Source organism: Streptomyces sp. NPDC004721, assembly GCF_053601495.1.
This window is the reverse complement of the sequence record NZ_JBSGBZ010000048.1, coordinates 1-21,608: the sequence shown is the minus strand read 5'-3', so window position 1 is coordinate 21,608 and position 21,608 is coordinate 1. Positions and strand designations below refer to the sequence as shown.

Annotated in this window: 15 protein-coding genes and 2 pseudogenes; 2 read left to right on the top strand and 15 right to left on the bottom strand. The window is 66.4% G+C overall.

What is annotated here, in order from left to right; translation table 11 throughout:
• The first annotated feature begins 494 nt into the window (after positions 1–494).
• A complete protein-coding gene (locus ACWEK3_RS32105; protein ID WP_453251212.1) occupies positions 495–2,264 on the top strand; it encodes a hypothetical protein in 1,770 nt (589 codons plus the stop codon).
• Positions 2,265–2,320: 56 nt separating this feature from the next.
• Here the strand turns inward: ACWEK3_RS32105 and ACWEK3_RS32100 are convergent, their stop codons facing one another.
• Positions 2,321–2,980, bottom strand: a complete 660-nt coding sequence (locus tag ACWEK3_RS32100) for a hypothetical protein (RefSeq protein WP_453251211.1) — start codon at positions 2,978–2,980, stop codon at positions 2,321–2,323.
• Between the two features lie 218 nt (positions 2,981–3,198).
• Positions 3,199–4,479: an MFS transporter gene (locus tag ACWEK3_RS32095; protein WP_453251210.1), complete on the bottom strand. Its 1,281-nt coding sequence runs from the start codon at positions 4,477–4,479 to the stop codon at positions 3,199–3,201.
• Between the two features lie 979 nt (positions 4,480–5,458).
• Here ACWEK3_RS32095 and ACWEK3_RS32090 point away from each other — a divergent pair.
• Positions 5,459–6,694, top strand: a complete 1,236-nt coding sequence (locus ACWEK3_RS32090) for an acyl-CoA dehydrogenase family protein (protein ID WP_453251209.1) — start codon at positions 5,459–5,461, stop codon at positions 6,692–6,694.
• 103 nt (positions 6,695–6,797) lie between these two features.
• Here the strand turns inward: ACWEK3_RS32090 and ACWEK3_RS32085 are convergent, their stop codons facing one another.
• The 13 genes and pseudogenes from ACWEK3_RS32085 to ACWEK3_RS32025 form a co-directional block, all read right to left on the bottom strand.
• The gene (locus tag ACWEK3_RS32085; RefSeq protein ID WP_453251208.1) at positions 6,798–7,397 is read right to left on the bottom strand and encodes a GAF domain-containing protein; all 600 of its coding nucleotides are present in this window, start codon (positions 7,395–7,397) and stop codon (positions 6,798–6,800) included.
• A 31-nt stretch (positions 7,398–7,428) separates the two neighbouring features.
• Positions 7,429–8,031, bottom strand: coding sequence for a GTP-binding protein (locus tag ACWEK3_RS32080; protein WP_453251207.1), 603 nt, complete (start codon positions 8,029–8,031; stop codon positions 7,429–7,431).
• Complete coding sequence (locus ACWEK3_RS32075) at positions 8,009–8,386, bottom strand: DUF742 domain-containing protein (RefSeq protein WP_453251206.1); 378 nt, start codon at positions 8,384–8,386, stop codon at positions 8,009–8,011. The genes ACWEK3_RS32080 and ACWEK3_RS32075 overlap by 23 nt, the downstream gene beginning before the upstream one ends.
• Positions 8,387–8,388: 2 nt before the next feature.
• Positions 8,389–8,817 (bottom strand): roadblock/LC7 domain-containing protein, encoded by a 429-nt coding sequence (locus tag ACWEK3_RS32070; RefSeq protein WP_453251251.1) that lies wholly within the window; start codon positions 8,815–8,817, stop codon positions 8,389–8,391.
• A gap of 49 nt (positions 8,818–8,866) precedes the next feature.
• Positions 8,867–10,528, bottom strand: a complete 1,662-nt coding sequence (locus ACWEK3_RS32065) for an ATP-binding protein (RefSeq protein ID WP_453251205.1) — start codon at positions 10,526–10,528, stop codon at positions 8,867–8,869.
• 1,081 nt (positions 10,529–11,609) lie between these two features.
• On the bottom strand, positions 11,610–14,789 hold the full coding sequence (locus ACWEK3_RS32060; protein ID WP_453251204.1) for a WD40/YVTN/BNR-like repeat-containing protein: 3,180 nt from the start codon (positions 14,787–14,789) through the stop codon (positions 11,610–11,612).
• Positions 14,790–15,173: 384 nt separating this feature from the next.
• Positions 15,174–15,776: a hypothetical protein gene (locus ACWEK3_RS32055; protein WP_453251203.1), complete on the bottom strand. Its 603-nt coding sequence runs from the start codon at positions 15,774–15,776 to the stop codon at positions 15,174–15,176.
• A 118-nt stretch (positions 15,777–15,894) separates the two neighbouring features.
• Positions 15,895–16,261, bottom strand: a pseudogene (locus tag ACWEK3_RS32050) (helix-turn-helix domain-containing protein); the annotation flags it as partial.
• Positions 16,262–16,673: 412 nt separating this feature from the next.
• A complete protein-coding gene (locus ACWEK3_RS32045) occupies positions 16,674–17,036 on the bottom strand; it encodes a hypothetical protein (protein WP_453251202.1) in 363 nt (120 codons plus the stop codon).
• Between the two features lie 194 nt (positions 17,037–17,230).
• Complete coding sequence (locus ACWEK3_RS32040; RefSeq protein ID WP_453251201.1) at positions 17,231–18,379, bottom strand: tyrosine-type recombinase/integrase; 1,149 nt, start codon at positions 18,377–18,379, stop codon at positions 17,231–17,233.
• Complete coding sequence (locus ACWEK3_RS32035) at positions 18,379–18,579, bottom strand: helix-turn-helix domain-containing protein (protein WP_453251200.1); 201 nt, start codon at positions 18,577–18,579, stop codon at positions 18,379–18,381. The genes ACWEK3_RS32040 and ACWEK3_RS32035 overlap by 1 nt, the downstream gene beginning before the upstream one ends.
• A 419-nt stretch (positions 18,580–18,998) precedes the next feature.
• Positions 18,999–20,472 (bottom strand): annotated as a pseudogene (locus ACWEK3_RS32030) (ATP-binding protein).
• Positions 20,473–20,474: 2 nt separating this feature from the next.
• Positions 20,475–21,335: a bifunctional DNA primase/polymerase gene (locus ACWEK3_RS32025; protein WP_453251199.1), complete on the bottom strand. Its 861-nt coding sequence runs from the start codon at positions 21,333–21,335 to the stop codon at positions 20,475–20,477.
• Positions 21,336–21,608: the final 273 nt, after the last annotated feature.

Here is a 21,608-nt window from a genome sequence, read left to right as displayed (position 1 = left end):
CCTCATTTATGATGAGCATTCAGATTTGGTATGACCTGACGGTGAACGGTGTAAGGGTTTATTGGATTTTCGGCATCCCAGCGCCGGCTGGCCGGCCTTCCTGCACTCACTGAGTTGATTCCACCCTGAAGTCGCTGGTCACGGGGCTGGCGTGGGGCACTCGGGCTCGTCGTGCTGGTGATCGGTGCCGGGAGATTTTTCGTCAGCGACACATGAGTGCAGCGTGCACGGAGTGGCGAATTTGCCCCTGCCTTACGCGAGTTGGGCGTGATGGGGTTGCGTCGAACATACGTACCCTTGAAGGGGGATCGTTGAGACGCACACGCATAGGGACGGCGCTGCGCTGCATGGCAGCCGGTGCCGTTCTTACTGTTCTGGCCGGGGCGGGAACAGCTTCCGCAGCTGGCTCACCGAAGGCACCTGATCCGCTGGCTGCGCCACCGCAGGTCCATGGCCCGGAGGGAAAGAGTCTGGTCGCGTCAGGGTCGCGGCCTGTGTCCGGCCGTACCCCCGAGGCGGGTCTGCCGTTCAAGAGTGTGAGCGGCAAGTGGCAGGTCAACACAATCACGCCGACGCTGCGTAACACGGTGACGGACGCGGACGGCGACAAGGTCAACCTGACGTTCGAGGTGTGGACGGCCAACGCCGACGGCACTCCCGGCACCAGGGTCAAGCTGACCGATGCCAACGCGTACGGGGTGCTCGTCTCCCCCTACGTGAACTCGGGGCAGAAGGCCCAGGTCAAGGTCGATGCCGGTCGCCTGAAGAACAATACGACCTACATGTTCCACACCAACGCCTACGACGGGTCCCTGTACGAGACGACCTGGTCGCCGTGGGCTACGTTCACGGTGCGGGCCGGGATCGACCTGACGCTCCCCGCTCGGGACGACACCAGCCCCAACCCCAACCAGACCATCCAAGACCCAAGCAGTTTCCCGAAGAAGCCGCTGGTCGTGAAGACCTCGTCGACGCGGTTGGCGCAGCCCGGCAGCGACGACGGCAAGGAGCAGTGCGGCCCGGTCGGCAAGGACGGGGCGCAGGTCTGCTTCGGTAAGCCGGTGCCTGCGGACAAGGGCCCCAAGATGCCGTCGACCCTGGCCCCGACGGAGTCCGGTGGCGCTGCCGGGGTGGCCGACTGGTGCGACGACGATCTGACGCTGGTCCGCGCCACCCGAACCCTAGTCTGCGAGAACCGCAAGGTGCCCGCCCACTACCGCAAGGACGGCCAGGTCCAGGCCACCGCCTGGTTCCTGTTCCAGCGGCTGATCAGCCTGGACGGGGTCAACAGCTTCAGCGAGACGCTGACCGTCAAGCCGATCAGCATCCCCGCCGACTTCTACAGGATTCAGCTCGGCATCTACCAGCACCTGTGCGAAGCCGGATGTGACCCGGTCGAAGCCGATCCCTCCGCCTGGAAGGGCGCACCCGACTGGACCGCCGGGGACACCCACATCGCCTACGTCACCTCCGGCTATCTGTGGGACGACTCCACCGCCGACAAGCAGTACACGTTCAAGCCGGACGTGCAGATCAACGGCATCGTCGACCCGATCGGTGAGGAGACCATCCAGACCATCGGATACCAGTGGAGCCTGGGCGGTGTCAGCGACTTCGACGAGGTGCGCTGCGACACCAAGTCGCAGTCCACCAAGGCGGGCTGTGTGATCCCCAACTACGCGCCGACGTACACGTTCAACGCGGGCAAGAACCCGCAGGCGGCGGCGCACGCCTGGCTGATCCAGCAGGCCACGCCCAAGACCCCCGGCGTGCAGAGCGCGGGCACGGCGCTGTACTACCTGCCTGGCGGCCGCGACGGCAAGAACCGCGCCGTCATCTGCGACGAGGACGGCTGGGCGAAGAACAACTACGACCCGGACGCGATGAACAGCAGCACCGACACTCCGGACTGCGACGAGTTCACCTTCAACGCCTCGTACAACAGCGGCGGCATGCCCGCCAACCTAGGCGGCCTGAACCCGGTGTCGTCCGGATCGGAGTGCATCCAGTCCTACGCGACCAAGGTCGACGGAGCGATCCACCTGCGCAACCTGCCCGGCGCCCTGACAACCTTCAAGGAAGTCTGCGGCCGGTCCGCTATGTCCGGCAGCCAGAACCGGGGATCTATGGGCGCGTTCTCCGCCGGCTTCGTGAACAACATGCGGCTGATGGACAAGGATGCCTACTGGCTGGAGACCAGCATCACCGGCAGTTGCACCAGCGCGAACAGTGACGCCTGGCGCTGCACGATGACCCTCAAGTAACCCGCACTCCCACGACTGCGGGGCGGCACTGAACCCATCCGCGCCGCCCCGCAGTATTACGTATAGGGGCCGGTCAGCCTGGCTGCGGGCAAGCGGCCCTGTTCCACGTCTGCCCGGGGGATGCGGATACCCAGGATGTCTCCGACGGCCTGCCACACCACGCCGCACAGACCACCCTCCTGCGCGTCGAGAAGGTCATGCCATTGTGGGACGGTGTACCCCTCTGGGCAGGTCGCCCCTGCGGCTTTCAGGCCCTCGCCCAGGGCCGCCAGCTTGCTGCCTTCTACCGCATGCGGGCGGTCCGTCAGATCGTCGCCGAAGTTGTTCAGGTATACGTTCCCGTCGCCGGGCGCGTAGACGAGATAGCTCGGGTTGACCGCTACGTTCGCGTTCAGGCAGATCAGCTCCTCCCCGCCCGCGGGGGTCATCTTGTCCTCGTCATCGAAGAACCATTCGCACCAGGTGCACGACCCTCGGTCTTCCAGGACGTATGCCCACTCACCGGACGTGCCGTACATGCAGGGTGCGTCCCGGGTCGGGTGGAAGTCCCGGTACGGCATACCGCTCGATATCTCCTCCTCATCCGCGCCCAGCCTGAGCAGCAGATCCCGGACAGGGACCCCGCGCATCGCGGTCATGGAGATCCCGCCGAGCATCCCGTCAGCCGCCGGCTTATCGAATGTGTGCTGCCCAATCCACTTCAAGCCTTCCGTCACTGCACTGCACCTCCTCGGTGTCATTGGGTGCCAACCGCCATGATGCCCCGGCTTTCGGCCCGAGGCCGGGGCATCATGACGATCGCTGGTCGCGGGGCTGGTGTGGGGTCCGGCTGAAGCACTCGGGCCGGTCTTGGTAATGATCGGTAGCAGGTAGTCGTGTGCCCCTGTCGGCAGTTTGCCGAAATCGCGCACCCTGGGATTGCCGAATGGCCGGGTCAGGCCTCGTGGCGGGCTGGCGATGTCCTGGCTCGGAGGGCCGGGTCGTTACGCAGGCGCAGGAAGGTGACGAGCAGAGTGAGCGCCTGCACCAGGGCGCACGCCCCGATGACGTCGGTCAGATAGGACAGCGGTGTCAGGGCGAGCAGGATGCCCGCGAGAGGAAAGGGCAGCAGCAGGAGCAGGATGGTCAGGGAGAGGGTCGTACCGAAGGCCGCAGGCGGAATGACCTGCGAGCGGAGGGTGCGCAAGACGACGGTGAGCCCTCCGTCGGCGGCCATGAAGAGGGCCACGAGGGCCACGTAGCCGGTGTAGGAGGGGGCCTGGGGCACGGCGAGGCAGGCGGCCGCCGCGACGGTTGCGCTGATGACGCCAACCCCCCACAGACCGAGCCGGCCAAGGCCGACCCGGCAGCAGGCGACCGCGACCAAGGTGGCGGCCGCGGCGATGGACCAGAGCGCGCCGGCGGCGGCCGCGGAGTGGCCGAAGCGCCCCTCCACGAGGATGGGGCTAGCCGATTGCAGCAGCCCGAGCATGAGATTGGAGCAGGCCAGTCCGACCACCAGCCGGCGCAGGGACGGCAGCGCGCGCAGCGTCTGCCACCCTTCCCGCAGGCCACCGCCCCGCTCCGGCCCACCACGGCGCGCGGCGCGCAGGGGCGTGGGCGGGGTCTGCAGGGCGAGTCCGGCGGATACGAAGGACAGCACGCTCAGGCACGCCAGCATGCGAGTCGGGCCGGTGAGCAAGAGGGCACCGCCCAGAGCTGGGCCTATGAGGGTGGCCGTCTGGTCGATGCCGATCAGCACCGACTGCACCTTGTGGGTCTGCCCTTGGGTTTGCCGGCTCACGACGGCGCCGACCGCCTCGTTGGCGATGAAGCTGAACTGTGTCAGCGCCCCGGTCACCGCGGCCAGTGCCATGACGGTGACGGTCTCGGCCGTACCCGGCGGCAGGACGTCCAGCACGGCAGCGGCGCCCGCCACCAGCAGGGCGCGGGCGAGCGAGGCGATGAAGCAGACGATCGCCGCGCCGCTGCGGTCCACCAGGGCGCCGGCAATACCGAACGCGGCCACCCGGGGTATCCACTCCAGTGCGAAGGCCAGGCCCGTCAGGGACGCGGAGCCGGTGGTGGCAAGTACCACGAGCGGCATGGCATAGGTCGCCATGGAGTAGGCGAGGGCGTCGCACGCGCGGGGTGTGTAGACGCGCCGAAACAGGCTGCCTGTGGGAACGGCAGCGTGCCGGCCGGCTGGCTCGGCCTCAGGTAAGGAGACGGTCACGTTGTGGGGACTTTCAGTGGGCGGGGCACGGACGGACCAAGGCGTTGCCCGCCGCTCACGCCGAGGAGAACGCCACAATCGACCAGCCCATGGGAATGACATAACGCTGCACGTGAACTCCGCTCGAAACGCTGCGAGGTGAACAGGGGGGCCGACCCGCCAGGGGGTTGACCGGGCCCGCCCCTGTCTTGGTGCCGTCCGCGCACCTCCCCCAGACTGCAGGCGGCGTGACCCGCTCAAGGGTCACTGTGTTCAGCGCGTTCCAGGACCTGCGTGTCACGGGTAGCGGCCCAACCTTACAAGATCACCAAACTACTGAACCGAATCGCGCTCGTCAGCAGGTCGCGTCGCTTGGGGCGCGCACGCTTCGTGTCGCGCAGGAGGCGTCGGCGATGTCCTGGGAACGCGGATCTGGGCCATCGACGCCACTTGGGAGCGAGTGTTCACCGCGCTGATGGCCCAGGCCGGCGCGGACGAAGCCCCCTTCACTGGCCGTCTCGGGTGGACTCCACGACAGGCCTCTGAGTGTGATGCCGTCCCGTGACAGCGGTGACCGCAGTACTGATATTGCTTCCCGCACGATCCGCTCTCGCGGTCATGGCTGATTTACGCCGTTGGGTCGTCGCTGAGGCTGGAAGATGGGCTTCTTGTCGGCCAGGTGTATGCGGCCGGACGTCGACGTAAACGGCTCCCTGTTCCGTTGGGCGACTGCCTGGTGGCAGGCCCACGTGGCGGAGGTTGTTCACGTGTGAGCAGTTACTCGTTTCATCACCTCCTGGATATGGTAAGTGCCGTTCCGTATCGCAGCGTTGGGCTGAGCCGCAAGACGTCCTGTTTGAGTCAAAGCCATGAGTCGATCTTGGCTGGGATAGATCGGCAAGTAGACAATGCTACGGGCGGCCAGACGGGGGCTAGGACCACTGCCCGACGGATGATCTTCGGATCCGGATGGATGCGGAGGAAGTGCGGAGGAGGCCCTGTGGAGCGCTACTTCACCAGCGGATGGCATGAGGAACTACGCCAGCGGGTACGTGAGTTCGCCGATCGAGAAGTACGTCCGCGGATAGCGGAGATGGAGGCTGCTCAGACGGTGGCCCCGGAGCTGTCCCGGCTCATCGCCCGGCAGGGCTGGATCGGCGTGACCATCGACAGGGCGTACGGCGGCATGGGCGCTGGGCACCTGGCCAAGACGATCATCATCGAGGAGTTGGCTCGCGTCAGTGGGGCCATGGGCGCCATGGTGCAGGCCTCCCAGCTCGGCGTCGCCAAGATCGTTCACTTCGGAAACGAGCAGCAGAAGAGGACCTGGCTACCGCGTATCGCGGCAGGCGACTGCCTGCCAACCATCGCGGTCACCGAGCCGGAGTCGGGTGGCCATGTCCTGGGGATGGGCACCACCGCCGTCCGCGATGGCGACGAGTACGTCATCAACGGCCGGAAGGTCTTCGTCGGCAACAGCCATGTCGGCGATCTGCACGGAGTGGTCGTGCGTACCGGTGAGGGATCGCGAGGGCTGTCGGCCTTCCTCGTCGAGGCGGACCGCCCCGGCTTCTCGCTTGCCGAACAGCAACCTGCCATGGGGCTGCACGGCTTCAGCTTCGGTGAGCTGATCTTCGACAACTGCCGGGTGCCGACAGCGAATCTGCTCGGTGCGGAGGGCCAGGGACTGCCCGTCGCATATTCGTCCAGCGTGCTCTACGGCAGGCCCAACCTGACCGCGGTCTCCCTCGGTATCCACCAGGCCGTCGTCGAGGAGACGACCGCCCTGTGCATCGAGCGCGAACGGTACGGCGCGCCACTCGCCAAACTCACCAACATCAAGCTCAAGCTGGGCAGGATGAAGTCACGTCTGATGACAGCGCGGTTGCTCGCCTATCACTCCGTACATCTGCTCGACCAGGGGCTGCCGTGTGACGCCGAGCTGATGAACGCCAAGTTGCTCAATGTGGAGTCCGCCATCGACTCGGCCCGCGACAGCATGGACATCCACGCCGCCAGCGGCTTGTTCACCGACCGTCCGGTCGAGCGCTATCTGCGCGACGCCCACCACATCTACGCCCCCGCCGGCACCTCCGACATCCAGCTGTTGCGGCTGGGCGAGGTTGCGCTCGGCACCGCCAAGGGCCAGTGGTCCGAGCGTCTGGCCGACCTCGTGCAGACCGTAGCGGCGGAGCCTCGGCGAGAGCAGCTGGAAACAACCGGACGCGTGGGCTGAGCACAGGGAGTCGCGGACACGGTGCTGTGCCCGCGAGTCACGCATCCCTTCAGGCTTCGAGGACCCAACCAAACCGCAGCTGAAGGCAGGGCCTGCGCCCGTCTCAATGCCGACGTCGGCCCTCGCCTGCCTGAATCCGGTCGGCCAGTTCCTGTGCCATCGACTTGATGGTCGCCAGACCTGCTCGTCCCCACGGGTGGGTGTCCGTGTCGACCACGCAGATCGTCCCCAGAGCAATCCCGGTCTTGGAGTCGATCAGCGGAGCGCCCATGTAGGAGCGGATGCCGATCTCGTCCACGACCCGGTTTCCGGCGAACCGCGGATAGTCGCAGACGTCCTCCAGCACCAGCGCCTTCTTGCGTACGACAACGTGCGGGCAGTATCCCTGGTCCCGGGTCATCTCCCGGCCGACCGGCTCCTGCTGCGGCACGGGCTGCATTTCCACCGTGGACTGTCCGGCCGCGTAGAGGCCGGCGAAGTACTGGCGGTTCTCGTCGATGAAGTTGACCATCGCATACGGAGCGTTCGTGATGCGTGCCAGGTTGGCGGCGAACTCGTCGAACTCCGGGACGGGGACGTCCGCGATACCGAGCTCGCGCAGCCTGGCCACCCGGGCCGGCGCATCCCGGTCGTCGGGGGTCAGCAGCAGGTGGCTGGTCGGGTCGTACGGGGTGTACTGGGAGTAGGGCACCGGGGCTGACATGCAGACTCCATTCAGCTGCACTGAGCGTGCATCAGTGCAGCAGGTTGAGCTCCGCGGGCGAGGCGCCGGGAGTCGAAGCGAGCAGATGCTGTACGAGTGCGACCAGCACGCGGGTGCTGGAGGTGCACTGCCGCGCGTCGCACATCACGATCGGGACATCGGGCTTGAGGTCGAGGGCCGCGCGGACCTCCTCCGGCTCGTAGCGGTAGGCGCCGTCGAACTCGTTGACAGCCACGAGGAAGCGGATGCCGCGACGTTCGAAGAAGTCGACGGCGGCGAAACAGTGGTCGAGCCGGCGGGTGTCGGCAAGGACGACAGCTCCCAGTGCGCCCTGGGACAGCTCGTCCCACATGAACCAGAATCGCTCCTGCCCGGGCGTGCCGAAGAGGTACAGGACGTGGTCCTGGTCCAGGGTGATACGGCCGAAGTCCATCGCCACGGTCGTGGTCGACTTGCTCTCGACGCCGACCAGGCTGTCCGTGCGAGCGCTGACCTGGGTCAACAACTCCTCGGTACTCATCGGCTCGATTTCGCTGACCGCTCCAACGAAAGTGGTCTTGCCGACCCCGAAGCCCCCGGCGATGAGGATCTTCAGGGCGGTCGGGAAGGGGTCAGAGCCGCTTGCAAAGACCATGCAGCACCGCCTCCAGGAGGGTTCGGTCGATGGGGGAAGCCGCCCCGAGGGCGCTTGGCGCACGCGTGGTGAGCGCCTTGTCCGTCACGAGGTCGGACAGCAGTACTTTGGTGATGACGGCCGGTAACCGCAGGTGAGCAGCCACCTCGGCAACCGAGATGGGGGTGCCGCACAGGTCGAGGACCTGATCGTAGTCAGGGCCGAGACAAGTCTTCGGCCGGGTGCCGGTGGCCATCACGAGGGTGAGGAGGTCGAAGTGCGCGCCGGGACGGGTGCGCCCGTTGCTGACGGCGTACGGCCGCACCAACCGCCCGGCCTCGTCATCGAGCCATGCCCCCTCCCCCGCGTCCGACATTCTCAGTGCCTCGCTTCATTCGCCACGCCGGCCGCCTGCTGCCGGGCCGGCGTGGCAAGGTACGGCCGAACGCTCTTGACCAGCATGGCCATCTCATAGCCGAGCACGGCCGCATCGGCCTCCCGATCGGCCAGGACTGCCAGGCAGGCGCCGGAGCCCGCCGCGCATACGAACAGCAGGGCGGTGTTCAGCTCCACCACGACCTGCCGGACATCGGCACCCTGGGCGAACTGCATACCCGCGCTGCGGGCCAGCGAATGGAGACCCGATGCCAGGGCGGCCAGGTGTTCTGCTTCGGTTGCTGTCTCAAGCCCGTCGAAGGCCTTCGCCAGTCCGTCGGAGGACAACAGCACTGCGCTACGGGTATGGGGAACCCTCTGGACGAGTCCAGCCAGCAGCCAGTTGAGGTTCTGGGACTGGCCGGCATGCATGTCACTCACGTTGGCGATCTTCTCCTTGCTGCGAGTACGGAGCCTGCGGTCAGAGAGAGCTGCCCGTAGGCGGCTCGTCGGCATCGTCGTCGGCGCGGCTGACTCCACGCTGGAAGGCAGCCATCAGCCCCGGATCGTGCTCCACTTCCTGGTCCTCGGCCTTACTGGGCAAGGGACCGTTGCGGAGCTCCGGCACCAGGTTCTCCTGCGCCCGGCGCTGCGGCAACGGCGGACGCCCGCTCTGGGCTGCCCTGCCGTGCGCGGTCCCGCGGTCGTACGGTCCGGGCTGGTCGACCCGGGTGTTCTGCTGAGCGGGGGGCATCGGCGCGGCCACGGGCTGGGCCGGAGGCAACGGCTGCCCGACTGCGGGCGGCGAGGTGACGGGCAGCGCGGCGGAAGGTGCGCGTACGGCCGGCTGCTGCACCGGCGCGGCCGGAATCGGCCGGTGCACGTTCGAGTGCGGCTTCTGTGGTACCTCGACCGACTCGTCGCCGAGCAACGTGCGCGGGATGACCAGGACCGCCTGGACACCACCGTAGATGTTGCTCTGCAGCCGGACGGCGATGCCGTGGCGGCGGGCCAGCGCGGAGACGACGTACAGGCCGATACGGCCGTCCGCGAGCAGCTTGCTGATGTCGATGCGATCCGGCTCGGCCAGCAGCGCGTTGATCCGCGTCTGCTCCTCCAGCGGCAGGCCCAGACCGCGGTCCTCGACCTCAACGGCCAGGCCGGCTGTGACCCGCTGTGCACGCAACAGGATTTGCGTGTGCGGCTCGGAGAAGTTCGTGGCGTTCTCCACCAGTTCGGCCAACAAGTGAATGACGTCGGCGACGGCGTGCCCACGCAGTGTTCCCTCGATCGGCGGCACCAGCTTGACCCGCGAGTAGTGCTCGACCTCGGCGACCGACGATCGCAGCACCTCGGTCAAGGTCACCGGGCGTGTCCACTGGCGGCGGGACACGGATCCGCCAAGCACCGCGACGTTCTCCGCGTGGCGGCGGATACGTGTCGCCAGATGGTCAACGTGGAACAGGCCCTTGAGCAGCTCCGGGTCCTCGACCTCGTGTTCGAGCTGGTCGAGCATGCCGATGGCGCGGTGCACCAGAGACTGCAGCCGCCGGGCGAGATTGACGAATACTTCGACCTTCTCCTCGCTGTCCGGCGAGGCGATCTTGGAGAGCTGCGTCGCCTGTGCCACGGCTGCCCCGGCCTGGCCCAGGACGACGTTGATCTCATCCGCGACGAGGCCCATCGGGTCCGTCCGGGGCGGAACAGCATGGGGAAAGGGTCCCTGCTCGACGCGCTCGCCCCGCTCCATGCGGCGCACCACATCCTGCAACGCGGACCGGCCGTCGGAAATGGTGCGGCGCAGCAACGCATACTGCCGCGATGCCTCCCGGGCCTCGTTGCAGCCGGCGATCACGGCGCCGATCAGAACGCCGCAGCCAAGAACGGCACCGCCGGTCAGCACGGCCCATGTCAAGGCATCGGCTGAGCCAGCCTGAGCGCGCAGCACGAACACGATCAGAGCCGCCGCGAGCACCGCCATGGCGACTGCGGGGACCACCGCGAGACGTACCGGACGAGATTTGATGGCCGAATCTGTCGCCTCGTCCTGGGCCGGGCGCCTGGCATGCCGGTTACGCGCCGATCCCACCTCGGGCGACCGACCGGGCGCCGAACGCACTGCATAGGTCAAGGATTCGGGCATCGGAGTCCTCTCGATCAGCCAGCTCGGACACACGGCGCACTGTGCGGACCATCCGTCAACTTAAGTACATGAGCGGACAGTTATTAGGCCAGGCAGCCTACGCCACCCTCATTGGCACGGCCCAACCTGCGGGTGCGAGAAAGGGTTTCCCTGTTGTTTCCCCGAGGGTTCACCGATCTGCGCTCGAGGGACATCGCCCGGCCAGGGGCTCCAGGTGCGAAGCGCAGCAAATCCGCTGGCAGCGCCATGCTGTCGGGGCAGGAGCGCCCGACGGCGAGAATCATGCACCGCGGGCACCACCCGCAAAGCAGCAGAGAATCTCACACACCTCAGGCGCGGATCATTCACGGTATTGGCACAGCGGGATCAGGGTGGGAGTGGAAAGCCGACAAGGCCACAGTGTGTCCGCACCGTGAGCGCACAGGCGTCATGGCGCCTGTGCCTGCCGCACTTCCCGACCGTCTACTACGGTGTGGTGATGACACGCCACCCCGTCTGCCTCCGGGACGGAATGGCGGTTGCTGACCTGGACTGAGGACGGTCGATGACTGCGTTGGTGGAGTTGCTGCGTGCGAGGGCGTGGGCTGCCCGGGCACGGGTGGACGAGTCACGTTCACAACTAGCTGCGCTCGAGAGGGAACTCGACGTCACGAAGGCGAAACTGGCCCGGGGCGGAATCCCCGAGGAAGTGGTGGCGGAGTTGCTGGCCTGGGCTGACGGGGCAACCGAGACGCGCCGCCTCCTTCCGCGGCAGCCTGACCCGTCAGAGGGACCCTAGTCGGCCAAGGAGCGCCCTCCGGCGCCGCCGCGTAGGGGCCTAACCTGGGCTCAGCGACGTCACGCACGCCGTAAGGACCGGCGGGCAACGTCGCTGCCCCCACGACTGCGGCTACGTCGGCGCCCCGGAGATCCGCCCGAGCCTCCCCCGTGGCCCATCACCCCAGCCCGCGGCCGCATCCGCATGCTCGCCCGCGACTACAGCAGACCGCAACCTCGCCGAACGTCAACCCCTTTGACACAAACGCCAGATCGACACAACGAACGAACTGCTCACCAACCCATAAAACCTCCTGAACCCTCGTCAAGCATTGCGGTAACCCGTAATCCGCACGACGCTGCGCGAGTCGAACGACACGTACAGCGCCTCGCAGTCGATGCCTACACCGGTGATCAGGCTGAGTGGAGCAGGGAGGAGCGAGGTCAGGTCGACCCAATGGCCGGAGGCATTGCGGTAGAAGACGCCACTCTGGGCTCCCGCCACGATCTCATCCGGGTTGTCATAGCTGAAGGAGATCTGGGCCAACGTGCTCGTCGCGAAGCCTTGGCGGCCGGCCACCAGGGCCGTGAGCTGCTGCTCCGGGGTGAACGTGCTGCCTCCGTCCACGGACACCTCGATGCTGTTGGGCGTGATCACGTAGACCGTTTTGGAATCGTACGGATTCACGAAGGCTGGCCCGAATGCGGGGCTCGCGCTGACATTGGAAGCGATGGTTGTCCAGTTGTTGCCGTCGCGTCGTGAAAGGGTTGTCGAGGTGAACGAGTAGTAGACCGGTCCTGTGCGGGATCCGGTCACGTAGAAACCCTCTGTCCCGGGCGGAAATGACGGAATCTCGATCACCCAGCCAGCGGCACCGTCGGCGTTGATGTCCGGACTGGAGTCAAAGCTCTTGTTGCGGAGTAGCACGGGCTGGCCGTTGGTGTTCGCTGCCAGTGGCGTGTTCGGCAGGAGCGGGATGTTGGTGTCCGTGGCCGCGTCGTATTTGATGAGCGGCAGGTCGCACATCATGACGGCGTCGAGTGACGGGAAGCGGCCCGCACCCTTCGGTGACTGGATGAACTGGAAGGCGGTCGGGCCGTCGGGGTAGAAGTGCCCGTTTTGCAGTACTTTTGGATTCCCTTTCGCATCTTTCTTCATCCAGAAATTCAGGAAGCTGATGAACCGAATATCGGGGGTGGCACGGTGGTTGATGAAGGCTGCCGCCGCCTGATTGCGGGTAATGAGACTGAAGTGGGGCGAGCTGGCATCGGCCATAGTCCAGCTCGCGTCGCCGAGATTACCGTCCCGGAAGGTTACCTCCCAGCCGGGCGTGGGCGTGTCGAGCATGCTGGTATTGCGATACCAGCCCTCGTTGTCACCGGTCGGATATGCCAGCCGGGATCGATTCACCGGATTAGTCGGAATGACGGTGATCATATGCGCCTGGTGGGTGTGCATACCCCCGAAGCGTCGGATCCATCCATCGCTCTCGGGAAAGACGAACGGATTACTGAGAACGTTCTCGTAGACACCGCCATCTCCTGCTACCCATGCTTTGGTGCCACCGCCGGATGTGTCTATAAGGAAATCCCAGATGTCCGCATGAATGCGCACCGGAGGGTTCGCGCCGATCGAGGTTGTCGCGGCGGATTCGATGGTGGCGACGACGAGGTTCCAGTTGGTGATGTTTCCGGCAGGGTCGGATCCGAGTGCCTGGTAAACCTCCTGGCCGGCGCCGAAGAACAGCTGGAGGCGCCCTGCCGGACCGATCGTGGCCGGGAGGGCGGGATTGTCAAGGATGAATGACCGGACGAACCTGCGTCCGCCCAGACCTGTTCCGTCGCAGGTCTGCCTGCCGCTCGCCGTCACCGGCTGCGTGGTGAGGATGTTGTTGGCCACGTCGTAGACGCCTATGATGTTGCCGCTGCCGCAGCCGCCGAGGCCGCTGACGGAGGACTCGAAATAGACGAAGTTGTCGAACGCCGCAAGTGACCTTGAATCCAGGGAATTCAGTGCCGTGTTGTTGGTGAGCAGTGCCGTCCACGTTGCCCCGTTGTCGGTGGATACGAAGAGTGATCCGTGGCTGCAGGCCCAGAGCTTTGTCTGACTCACGGCCAGCGCGCCCACTCCAGCGGCGGTCGGAAAGTAGGTGAACGGCTGGCCCGCCGCAGGACGTGTGGCGATGCCGCAATCGGTCGCGAGCACGAGCTCCGAGTTTTTTGCGAACGCCACCGCGCGGATGGCGGCCGAGCCACAAGGCCAGGTCTGTTGGATCGGTGTCCACGTACTGCCGCCATCGGTGCTCTCAAACGCGCCCTGTAGCGTGCCGGCGACCACGTGCCCGCCTGCGACAGGATCGACGTCGATTTGCGAGGGCGGGAAGATGCTGGCTGTAAGTGGCGATCGCGGCAGCGCACTCCAGTTCAGTTCACCGGTGTTCTTCCATACGCCTGCCTGCTGATTGAAGACAAAGAGTTCGTCGGCGTTTCCGGCGATCGACACCGACCGTCCCGCTGTGGAGATGTCGTTGGCGCTGAGGACGGCGGAGGCGTTGGCATCAAGATTGGACAGGTCGGGGCTGATGTCCTCGAGCGTCGGCGCGTCGACGCCGAAGACGTCAAGTGCGGGCTGTGAGACGTAGGGGGGCGACTGGGGGTAGTAGTACACCTCGGTGACGCTGCCGTCACCGGTGGCTGCGATGACATGTCGGGCGCTGTCGTCGGGGGTGTAGAACGCAGCGATGCCAACGATGTCGCGAAGGGTCGCAATGAGTCGCCACCCGATGTGCACACCGATCGTGGGGCCGTAGATTTTATCGATGATGTCGCCGTTGCTGGTGGCGGCGATGACATGACGGGCGCGGTCGTCGGGGCTGTAGAACGCAGCGATGCTAACAATGTCGCGATCGGTTCCGAGGGGTGGCTCCGCGATACGCACGCCGATCGCGGGGCCGTAGTAAACCTCGGTGACGTTTCCGTCGCCGGTGGCGACGATGACATGGCGCAAGCCGTCGTCAGCGGTATAGAACGCGGCGATGTCGACGATGTTGGCGAAGTTTGCCAAGGGCAACTGGGTCACCGCGGTACCAGCTTGGATGCCGTAGGACACTTCGGTCAGATTGCCGTCGCCAGTGGCGACGATCACACGGCGTAGGCCGTCGTCAGGGGTAAAGAAGGCCGAGATGCCTAAGATGTCGGAGAAATTAGCCAAAGGAGGCGAGGTAAAGAACGTTCCTGACGAGCCGTTGAAAATCTCGCTGATATCTCCGTTGGGCGTGGCCACGATGACGTGGCCGAAGTCGTCGTCGGGAGTGAAGAAAGCGTCGGCAGCTGTAATGGCGTCAAAGCAGGCCAGGTAGGATCGGCCATGCGCCTGCGGCTGCCCGAAGGAGATGTCGAAGACCTTTCCCTCGGCCGTCCCGACGATCGCATGGCGATAGCTATCGTTGGCCGTGAAATAGCCACCGAGTGCTGAGAAGATCGGATTCCTGATTGACTTTGCCACAGATTCCTCCTCGGCTCGGCATGAGGACGGCAGAGATCTTTGGCGATGTTCGCGACGACCTCGGCGGCCTGTGTGCGATATCCTCAGCCCGTCCGCCAGTTGATCAGGCGACAAATCGAGAATCAGTCTTTGGTCAAGACCTGTTTATGTGCTCCAGCCGCTCGCGAACGCCAAGATTGACGATCAGTCGCGCTAGCAGCCGCACTCACTACCAGCCAGTTTCCCCCCGGTTGCTGTTGCCCGCATCTGCTGGGCACCTGCTGACCCCTGCCCTCAGGTGTGATGCGTGCTCGGAGCTTGGACGGGCCGCTACGTCGAGATTGCGAGAACAGCAGGGCCTACCAAGGTCACCCGCCCCTACGACCGCCGCCGCCCGCAGGAGAGTCACCGATGCACCATCCGCTCGGGCGATATTTCCGTCACAAATGAGGGAAAGTTCTGAAACTCGTGATCCGATTTCTCTGGCCGCCCTTCGTCCACGAGCGTGAGGACAATGGTGAAATACCCTTGCGGTTTCCATGATTGCTGCCCAATCCTGGCCATGCCAGAAATAGCGCCATTGCTGCGAACGGTAGCATTGTCCTGCAAGTACCATATTCCGTTAGGGGACAGCACAAAGGGGACTGCCTTCAGCCCCCTTCTTTCAAGCTCAGACGCGGCCGTCTCCGGTGGCCACCCATCCAGTCTAAGCTGCCCCTCTACCTTCGTCAGCCAGGGAACCTTTGCTCTATTGGGCGGCTCCAGCAATTCCACGAATAGCCGGGCCCCCCGCTTGCTCTGGCTCTCATCACGTACGGCTCGCAAGAATGCAGCGATAAATGCAACGGTGGCCACAATGATTGTCGGGAGAAGCCACTTAGCCACAGGATAGATCTTGCCGCTGCTCCATGCGCCCGCTAGTCCAGCCGCCAGGGCGGATAGGCCAGAAAGGGCCGCCCACACCCATCGCTCATTTATCCGTTTGCGAGTAGCAGCATCACTGTTCATGCCGCGACCTCCTGTACCACGTTGAGCCTGCGGCGTGTCTCCGGGGCAACCTGTTTCCAGGGGATCACGCGCCCCCTGGGACTGCATCCGGGATGACAGGAGGTATCCCAGCACCGACCGGGTGCTGGTTGCGGCGGATCTCGCGGCTGATGCTGGGCGGGCTGCGGCCCGGCTCGGCCGCTATCTGCCGGATGGTGGCCTTCTCCCGTAGCCGGTCGGCGATGTGGACGCGGTCGGCCTCCCTCAGATATCTCGACGGGCCTTCAGGGCACCACGGCACGTACCGGCGGTCTCGCCTTGTCCTTGCCCGAGGCGCCCCGCCCGTTGCGCCACCGCTTGCCCGTCTGGTAGTTGATCCCGACGCGTTTGAAGGCTTCGGCACTGCTCAGGCCCTGGTCCATGAGCCGGAAGTATTCCTCCCGCTCACGGACCAGGATCTTGCGGCCCCGAGCCTTGCCCCGGTTCTCCCGGATCTTGAAGTCCATTGCACCCCTTGAGCTGGGGTGTTGCGACGACCACTAGAACCCAAGCTGATGGGGGCGGGGCCTTTGTCGCCCCCAAAGGGTCTGCGGTGCTCACCTCTTCGACGACCGCAGCTGGTCTCGGCCGACTCCCCCACCCTCGTTCCCACCGGCTCGTGGGAGCCCTCATGGGAACGTCATGGGAACGGAAGGTCGTGTAAAGGCGGGGAACGATCAGACGGGGCCGGAAGACTACACCTCGCTGACCAGCAGGAATGGTAAACCTAGGGGAAGATCGCCATAGACAGGGACAGCGATAGCGTCTCTCCTAAAGCGGGTGTCGCAGGTTCGAATCCTGCCGGGGGCACCAGCGAAAAGGCCCCGGACCGATCATGGTCCGGGGCCTTTGACGGCAGCATTTGACGGCAGTCGCCTGCTACGGCGACTCGTCGACGTGCTCACTCTCCGGTACGGCCAACTCGATACCCCGTACACGGCGGAGCCACCGCGCCAGAGCGAACAGTGACGCCCCAGTGGCGCCGCAGGGCTCCCACGCCCCGGCCACCATCGCAGTCAGACCGTCGTCACCGACGATGTAGATGGCCTGGGCGCCCACAACAGCAGTGATGAACGCATTGGTGCGCGATGAGGTACGCAGGACCCAGTCCACGGGCCGCCAAACCGGGCGCACGACATCACGCACGCGCATCCGGAGCGCCGCGAACAGGAATCCCAAGGCAAGCAGGAACTGCCTATGCGCTGGGAAGGCAACGCCGTCCTCGGGAGAGCCAGCGAGCATGGCTACCCACTCCTCATGGAGGTGAGACCTGCGAGGTCCAGACAGCCAAGCAGCCAGGCTTGTCGCCCGTCGAGCCGCTTGAGCTGGGGCAGCCTCCAGCCCAGCTTCCACCCAATCCTGCCCGGCCTAGGCGTCGATTCGACGCCCGCCCGGCCTAGTGGCCGGGACGGCGGCTCCCCAAGAAACGGGATTTCCTAGGCGGCAGGCAGACGGCGCTTGAGCAGCCGGTCCATGTGACTGATCGCTTCCCGTTGGGTGTCGTGCACGACGTGCGTGTACACATCCATCGTGATGCTGATCTGGCTATGCCCGAGGATCTCCATGATGACCCGCGGCGCGACGCCCGCCGCCGTCAGCAGCGTGGCGCAGCCGTGCCGCGTGTCGTGCAGTCGGACCACCCGCAGGCCCGCATCGGCCGCGACCCGCGTGAACGACCGGTAGACGTTCCTCGGCTCCACGGGTCGACCGTTCCTCGTGGCGAAGACGTAGCCAGTCTCCGACCATGCGGCGCCCGTGCGCGCGAACGCTTCCCGCTGCCGCAGCCGGTGCCACCGCAGCGGCGCGATGCACAGCGCAGGCATCGGCACCACGCGGCTACGGCGGCTCTTGGGATCGTCGTCGTACAGCGTGCCCCTGCGGCGCTGGGTCTGTTGGCGGACGTGCACGACGCGGTTGTCCAGGTCCACATCCGACCAGCGCAGACCCACCAGCTCACCACGCCGCAGCCCCATGCAGATGGCCAGCACGAACGCGGCGTACAGCGGGTCCCGGCGCGCGGCCTCCAGGAAGGCCAGCGTCTCCTCCAGCGACCAGGGATGGATCTCCCGTTGCTTGACGCGGGGCGGCTCCACCAGCGACGCGACGTTCCGCGTGATCAGTTCTTCGCGCACGGCCGCCGTGATGGCCGTGCGCAGCACCTGGTGCGCTTCCTTCGCTGTCGCGGAGGTGTGGGCGTTCTGCATGCGGGTGATGAAGCGGCGCACGTCTGCGACGCTCAGCGACTCCAGCCGCTTGGTGCCCAGCAGGGGGACGAGGTAGAGCCGTACGTGCGTCTCGTACTTGTCGTAGGTGCTGAGCTTGCGGCGCGGCTCGATGTAGTGCTCCAGCCAGTACAGCAGCCACTCTGACAGCTTGGCGGAACGAGTTGGCGTCGGGATGCCCTGGCGGTCACGACGCACCAACTCCTGTCGCTTCGTGTCGCATTCCTCCCACGTACTGCCGTAGACCGTCTTGCGCTTGCGGGTGCCGTCAGGCTGCGGGACGTACACACGAGCTTCGTAACGGCCGTCCTTGCGCTGCCAGATGCTGCCGGCACCGTTCGGGTTCCTCTTGCGGGATGCCATCAGGCTGCGTTCTCCTCGATCTGTTCTTGAATGAAGGTGCGCAGGCTGTCGGGGGCAATGCGGCGTGCCCGTCCGACGGTGAAGCTCGCCAACTGGCGAGATCGGATGAGGTCATAGACCTTGCTGCGGCTCAGGCGCAGCGCGCTCATGACCTCGGGGACCGTGAGCGCCTCGGGGCTCGGGGGCATGGCGGTGGTCATGCGGTGACTCCTCTGGGGCGGTCTGTCCGAGGTGTGGATTTCTGCGTCACCGCGTCATCTGCGTCATTCGTGTTCCTGACCTGCGGGTTTTGGGTGACGCAGGGCGTTGGGGGTGCGTCACCGGTGACGCAGGCTGTGCGTCACCGGTGACGCGGGTGACGCGGGTGACGCGGGTGACGCGGGGTGACGCGGGGTGACGCAGCCAGAGGCCGTCTGCGTCACGGCTGTATGCGCAGGTGACGCAGCGTTCTCCACTTAGGAAAAAGAGAGGGGGTGTCTGTGGTGGTGCGGTGCGGCTCAGGGCGTGAAGAAGGAGCCGCTTCGCGGCGCGACCATCGGGCGGCGCGAGCGCCGAACAGCAAGAGGAGCACGCCTGGCCGGTGGTGCTCCTCTTGCTGCGGGCGGTCGGCGGTCGCCGGTCAGAACGCCCGCTGCTCGTGCGGAGGCGTGGCCGGTGAGCGGGTCATCTCGATGTAGCGGCCCTCCCTGGTGCGGCCCGAGTCGATCAGGACGCCCCGGGCGGCCAGGGTCGGCTGGAGACGCTGGGGACGGTCGGAGAGCACCTTGCCCGTGGTCGGCCACCCCTTGGGCAGCGGGCGGAAGTCCTCGCCGGTGTAGAGGCGGGTGAGGCAGTGCAGCCACTCCGTGGAGGTCATCCGCTGCTCTGCGCCCGGTTCGATGTCTGCGGCATGCCTGAGCACGGTCTGTGCCAGGAGGTCACCCTCGATCACGTCGTCGTTGAGGTCGTCCAGACTGGCCCGGTAAGCGGTGAGCGCTCCGAGGCCGGTCGCCGCATCGAGCTGCGCGCACAGGTGCGCGAAGTCCGCCATCCGCAGGTCGGTCGGGGTCTCCGCCTCAACCGCGCGGACCTTCACCGTGAGGTCCAGGAGAGACCCGAGGACGACGGGCAGAACCTCCGCGTACTCCGACCACAGTTCCGCCTCGGTGCGCCGCACCCGGGGCCGCTCCAGACGCAACGGCAGGAGCCGCTCCGCGAGGTCGGGCCGGATGACTCCCACGTCGATACCAGTCAGGAGCAGGGGGCGGCGGTAGCGGGCGCGGAACACGTCCCCGTCGGTGAAGAGGGCGCGTTTGACGTTCTCGGCTCCGGTGACGATGCAGCACATGGCGTCGGACAGGTCCGGCGTCATGTGGGAGAGGTTGTCCAGCGCGGTCACCCATCCGGCGGCCACCGCCGCGATCAGGTTCTCCTCGTCCTTCGGCGCCCGCCGCAGGTCACCGCTCATGCCCTCGATGATCCGCACGAGCATCCTGCCGCCGGTGGACTTGCCCGCGCCCTGGGGGCCAGTGAGGAACGGCGCGGGGACGGGCACGGACGGCCCGAGGCAGCCGATCAGCCAGGCGATGGCCAGGCACTCGGTTTCCGCGGTGGCGAAGTTGCACAGCTGCATCAGCCGGTCGATGCCCTTGCCGTCGGTGTTCTTGGCCGGCAGGGGCAGTTCCCCGGTGAGCTGGGTGCGCCGCCAGCACACCTCGCGCGGGTCCGGGATAGCAATGTCCCAGCCGGTGGGGTGGATACGGACGGACTGCCCGTCGTTGCGGCCCAGGTCCAGCCACGTCGCCCCGTCGAATCCGGGCGCGACGCGAATGTGGACGGGCTGCACGTCCTCGGACAGCGCGAGCGCTTCGATCAGGTCCAACGCCTCCTTGAGCGCTGTCCCGTTGAACACGCCGAGCCCGTCCTTGAACAGGCCGACCATGAGTTCCTGCCGATGGCTGCCGGTCGTCCCCTGCGAGCGCATCGGGCGTGCCACGGGGTGGCCAATTCCTCTGCGCGTACACGGTCCCTTCGGCGGTGCGGAAGTACCGGAAATGCGCTTGCGCGTAGTCGGCGATGACTTCGCGGGCGGGCGTCTTCTCGTCCTCAGACATGGTCACAGTCCCAACCTGGTGAGGGCGTTGGTCCACGCGTCGGTGCAGTGCCGAGGGGATTCGCCCTTGGCCTGAGCGGCGGTGAACAGCCGGGCGACGTGGGTGTCGGTGAGGCAGCCGCACCGGCCGTGAGTGGACAGCACGGCGAGGAACGTGCGGTAGACGGTGGTGTGGATCGCGCTGCGGGCCTCGGTGATGCGCTGCTCCGCCATGGCGATCCCACGGTGCAGGAAGGCGGGCGTCCGGTGCGGACACTCCCCGCCCCCGGCCAACGCGGGCACGCTGACGGCCTGCGGCGCCGGCCGGAGCGTGGAAGGCTCCCGCACGGCCAGCGCGCGCACGACATCGGGCAGCTCAGTCAGGGTGCCGGTGCCGGGGCCGAGCCAGCGCGCGTAGGCCATCGTGGACTTGATGTCCACACCGTCACGGACGGCGTTCACGGACCGCATGGTGCCCTGGTAGATCCAGTGCTCTCCGCGCGTGGTGGCCACTGTCCGGGTGGACGGCAGGGCTCGCTCTGCCCAGGCGACGGCGGCCGGGTTATCGAGGTCCACGACCGTCAGCCCGGCGCCGCCGGGGTGGTAGGCCGCCGCTGCCGCATCGCGCCACGCCCGCGCCCATGTCGGCGAGTTGATGGAGTGGGGGTCGGTGGTGGCGGCGGCCCAGCCGTGGCAGGGCGCCGGGCAGGTGCAGGGGCCGGGGGTCTTCATGTTCGGCCGGCCACCACACGCGTTGTCGGCGCAGCGGCGGCAGTTGCCGAACGGCACCTTCCCAGCTCGTAACGGCAGCACGGGCACGCCGGAGGCTGCCAGGGAGAGAGCGGTATGCAGGTGCTCTGCCCGAATGTCGGTCGGTTGGGTCATGCTGGGAGACCTCCAACAGGTCTGTTGTGGATTGGTTGGACAAGGGCGGCCCCGGTCTTTGGCGAGATGTGGGGGCCGCCCTTGGCTTTGCTGGGACTGTCCGGCCGATCAGGAGCGTCGTGGGCACGGAAGCGCGTGGACGCGGGGTGCGACGGGTGTCATGCTCACGGCGGCGTCTGGCGCGGGTCCGACGCGCAGGGAGGGACCATGGAGCTCTATCTCGCCGTACCTCTTGTTCTGGTGGCGTTGCTCGTTGCCGCCATGGGCGTGGCG

What these genes read in the sequence shown, in the direction of transcription:
- ACWEK3_RS32085 (WP_453251208.1), bottom strand. Translation starts at nt 7,397, where the DNA reads ATGTCAGCCCCGGTGCCCTACTCCCAGTACACCCCGTACGACCCGACC.
- ACWEK3_RS32080 (WP_453251207.1), bottom strand. Translation starts at nt 8,031, where the DNA reads ATGGTCTTTGCAAGCGGCTCTGACCCCTTCCCGACCGCCCTGAAGATC.
- ACWEK3_RS32075 (WP_453251206.1), bottom strand. Translation starts at nt 8,386, where the DNA reads ATGTCGGACGCGGGGGAGGGGGCATGGCTCGATGACGAGGCCGGGCGG.
- ACWEK3_RS32070 (WP_453251251.1), bottom strand. Translation starts at nt 8,817, where the DNA reads ATGCATGCCGGCCAGTCCCAGAACCTCAACTGGCTGCTGGCTGGACTC.
- ACWEK3_RS32065 (WP_453251205.1), bottom strand. Translation starts at nt 10,528, where the DNA reads ATGCCCGAATCCTTGACCTATGCAGTGCGTTCGGCGCCCGGTCGGTCG.
- ACWEK3_RS32055 (WP_453251203.1), bottom strand. Translation starts at nt 15,776, where the DNA reads ATGAACAGTGATGCTGCTACTCGCAAACGGATAAATGAGCGATGGGTG.
- ACWEK3_RS32045 (WP_453251202.1), bottom strand. Translation starts at nt 17,036, where the DNA reads ATGCTCGCTGGCTCTCCCGAGGACGGCGTTGCCTTCCCAGCGCATAGG.
- ACWEK3_RS32040 (WP_453251201.1), bottom strand. Translation starts at nt 18,379, where the DNA reads ATGGCATCCCGCAAGAGGAACCCGAACGGTGCCGGCAGCATCTGGCAG.
- ACWEK3_RS32035 (WP_453251200.1), bottom strand. Translation starts at nt 18,579, where the DNA reads ATGACCACCGCCATGCCCCCGAGCCCCGAGGCGCTCACGGTCCCCGAG.
- ACWEK3_RS32025 (WP_453251199.1), bottom strand. Translation starts at nt 21,335, where the DNA reads ATGACCCAACCGACCGACATTCGGGCAGAGCACCTGCATACCGCTCTC.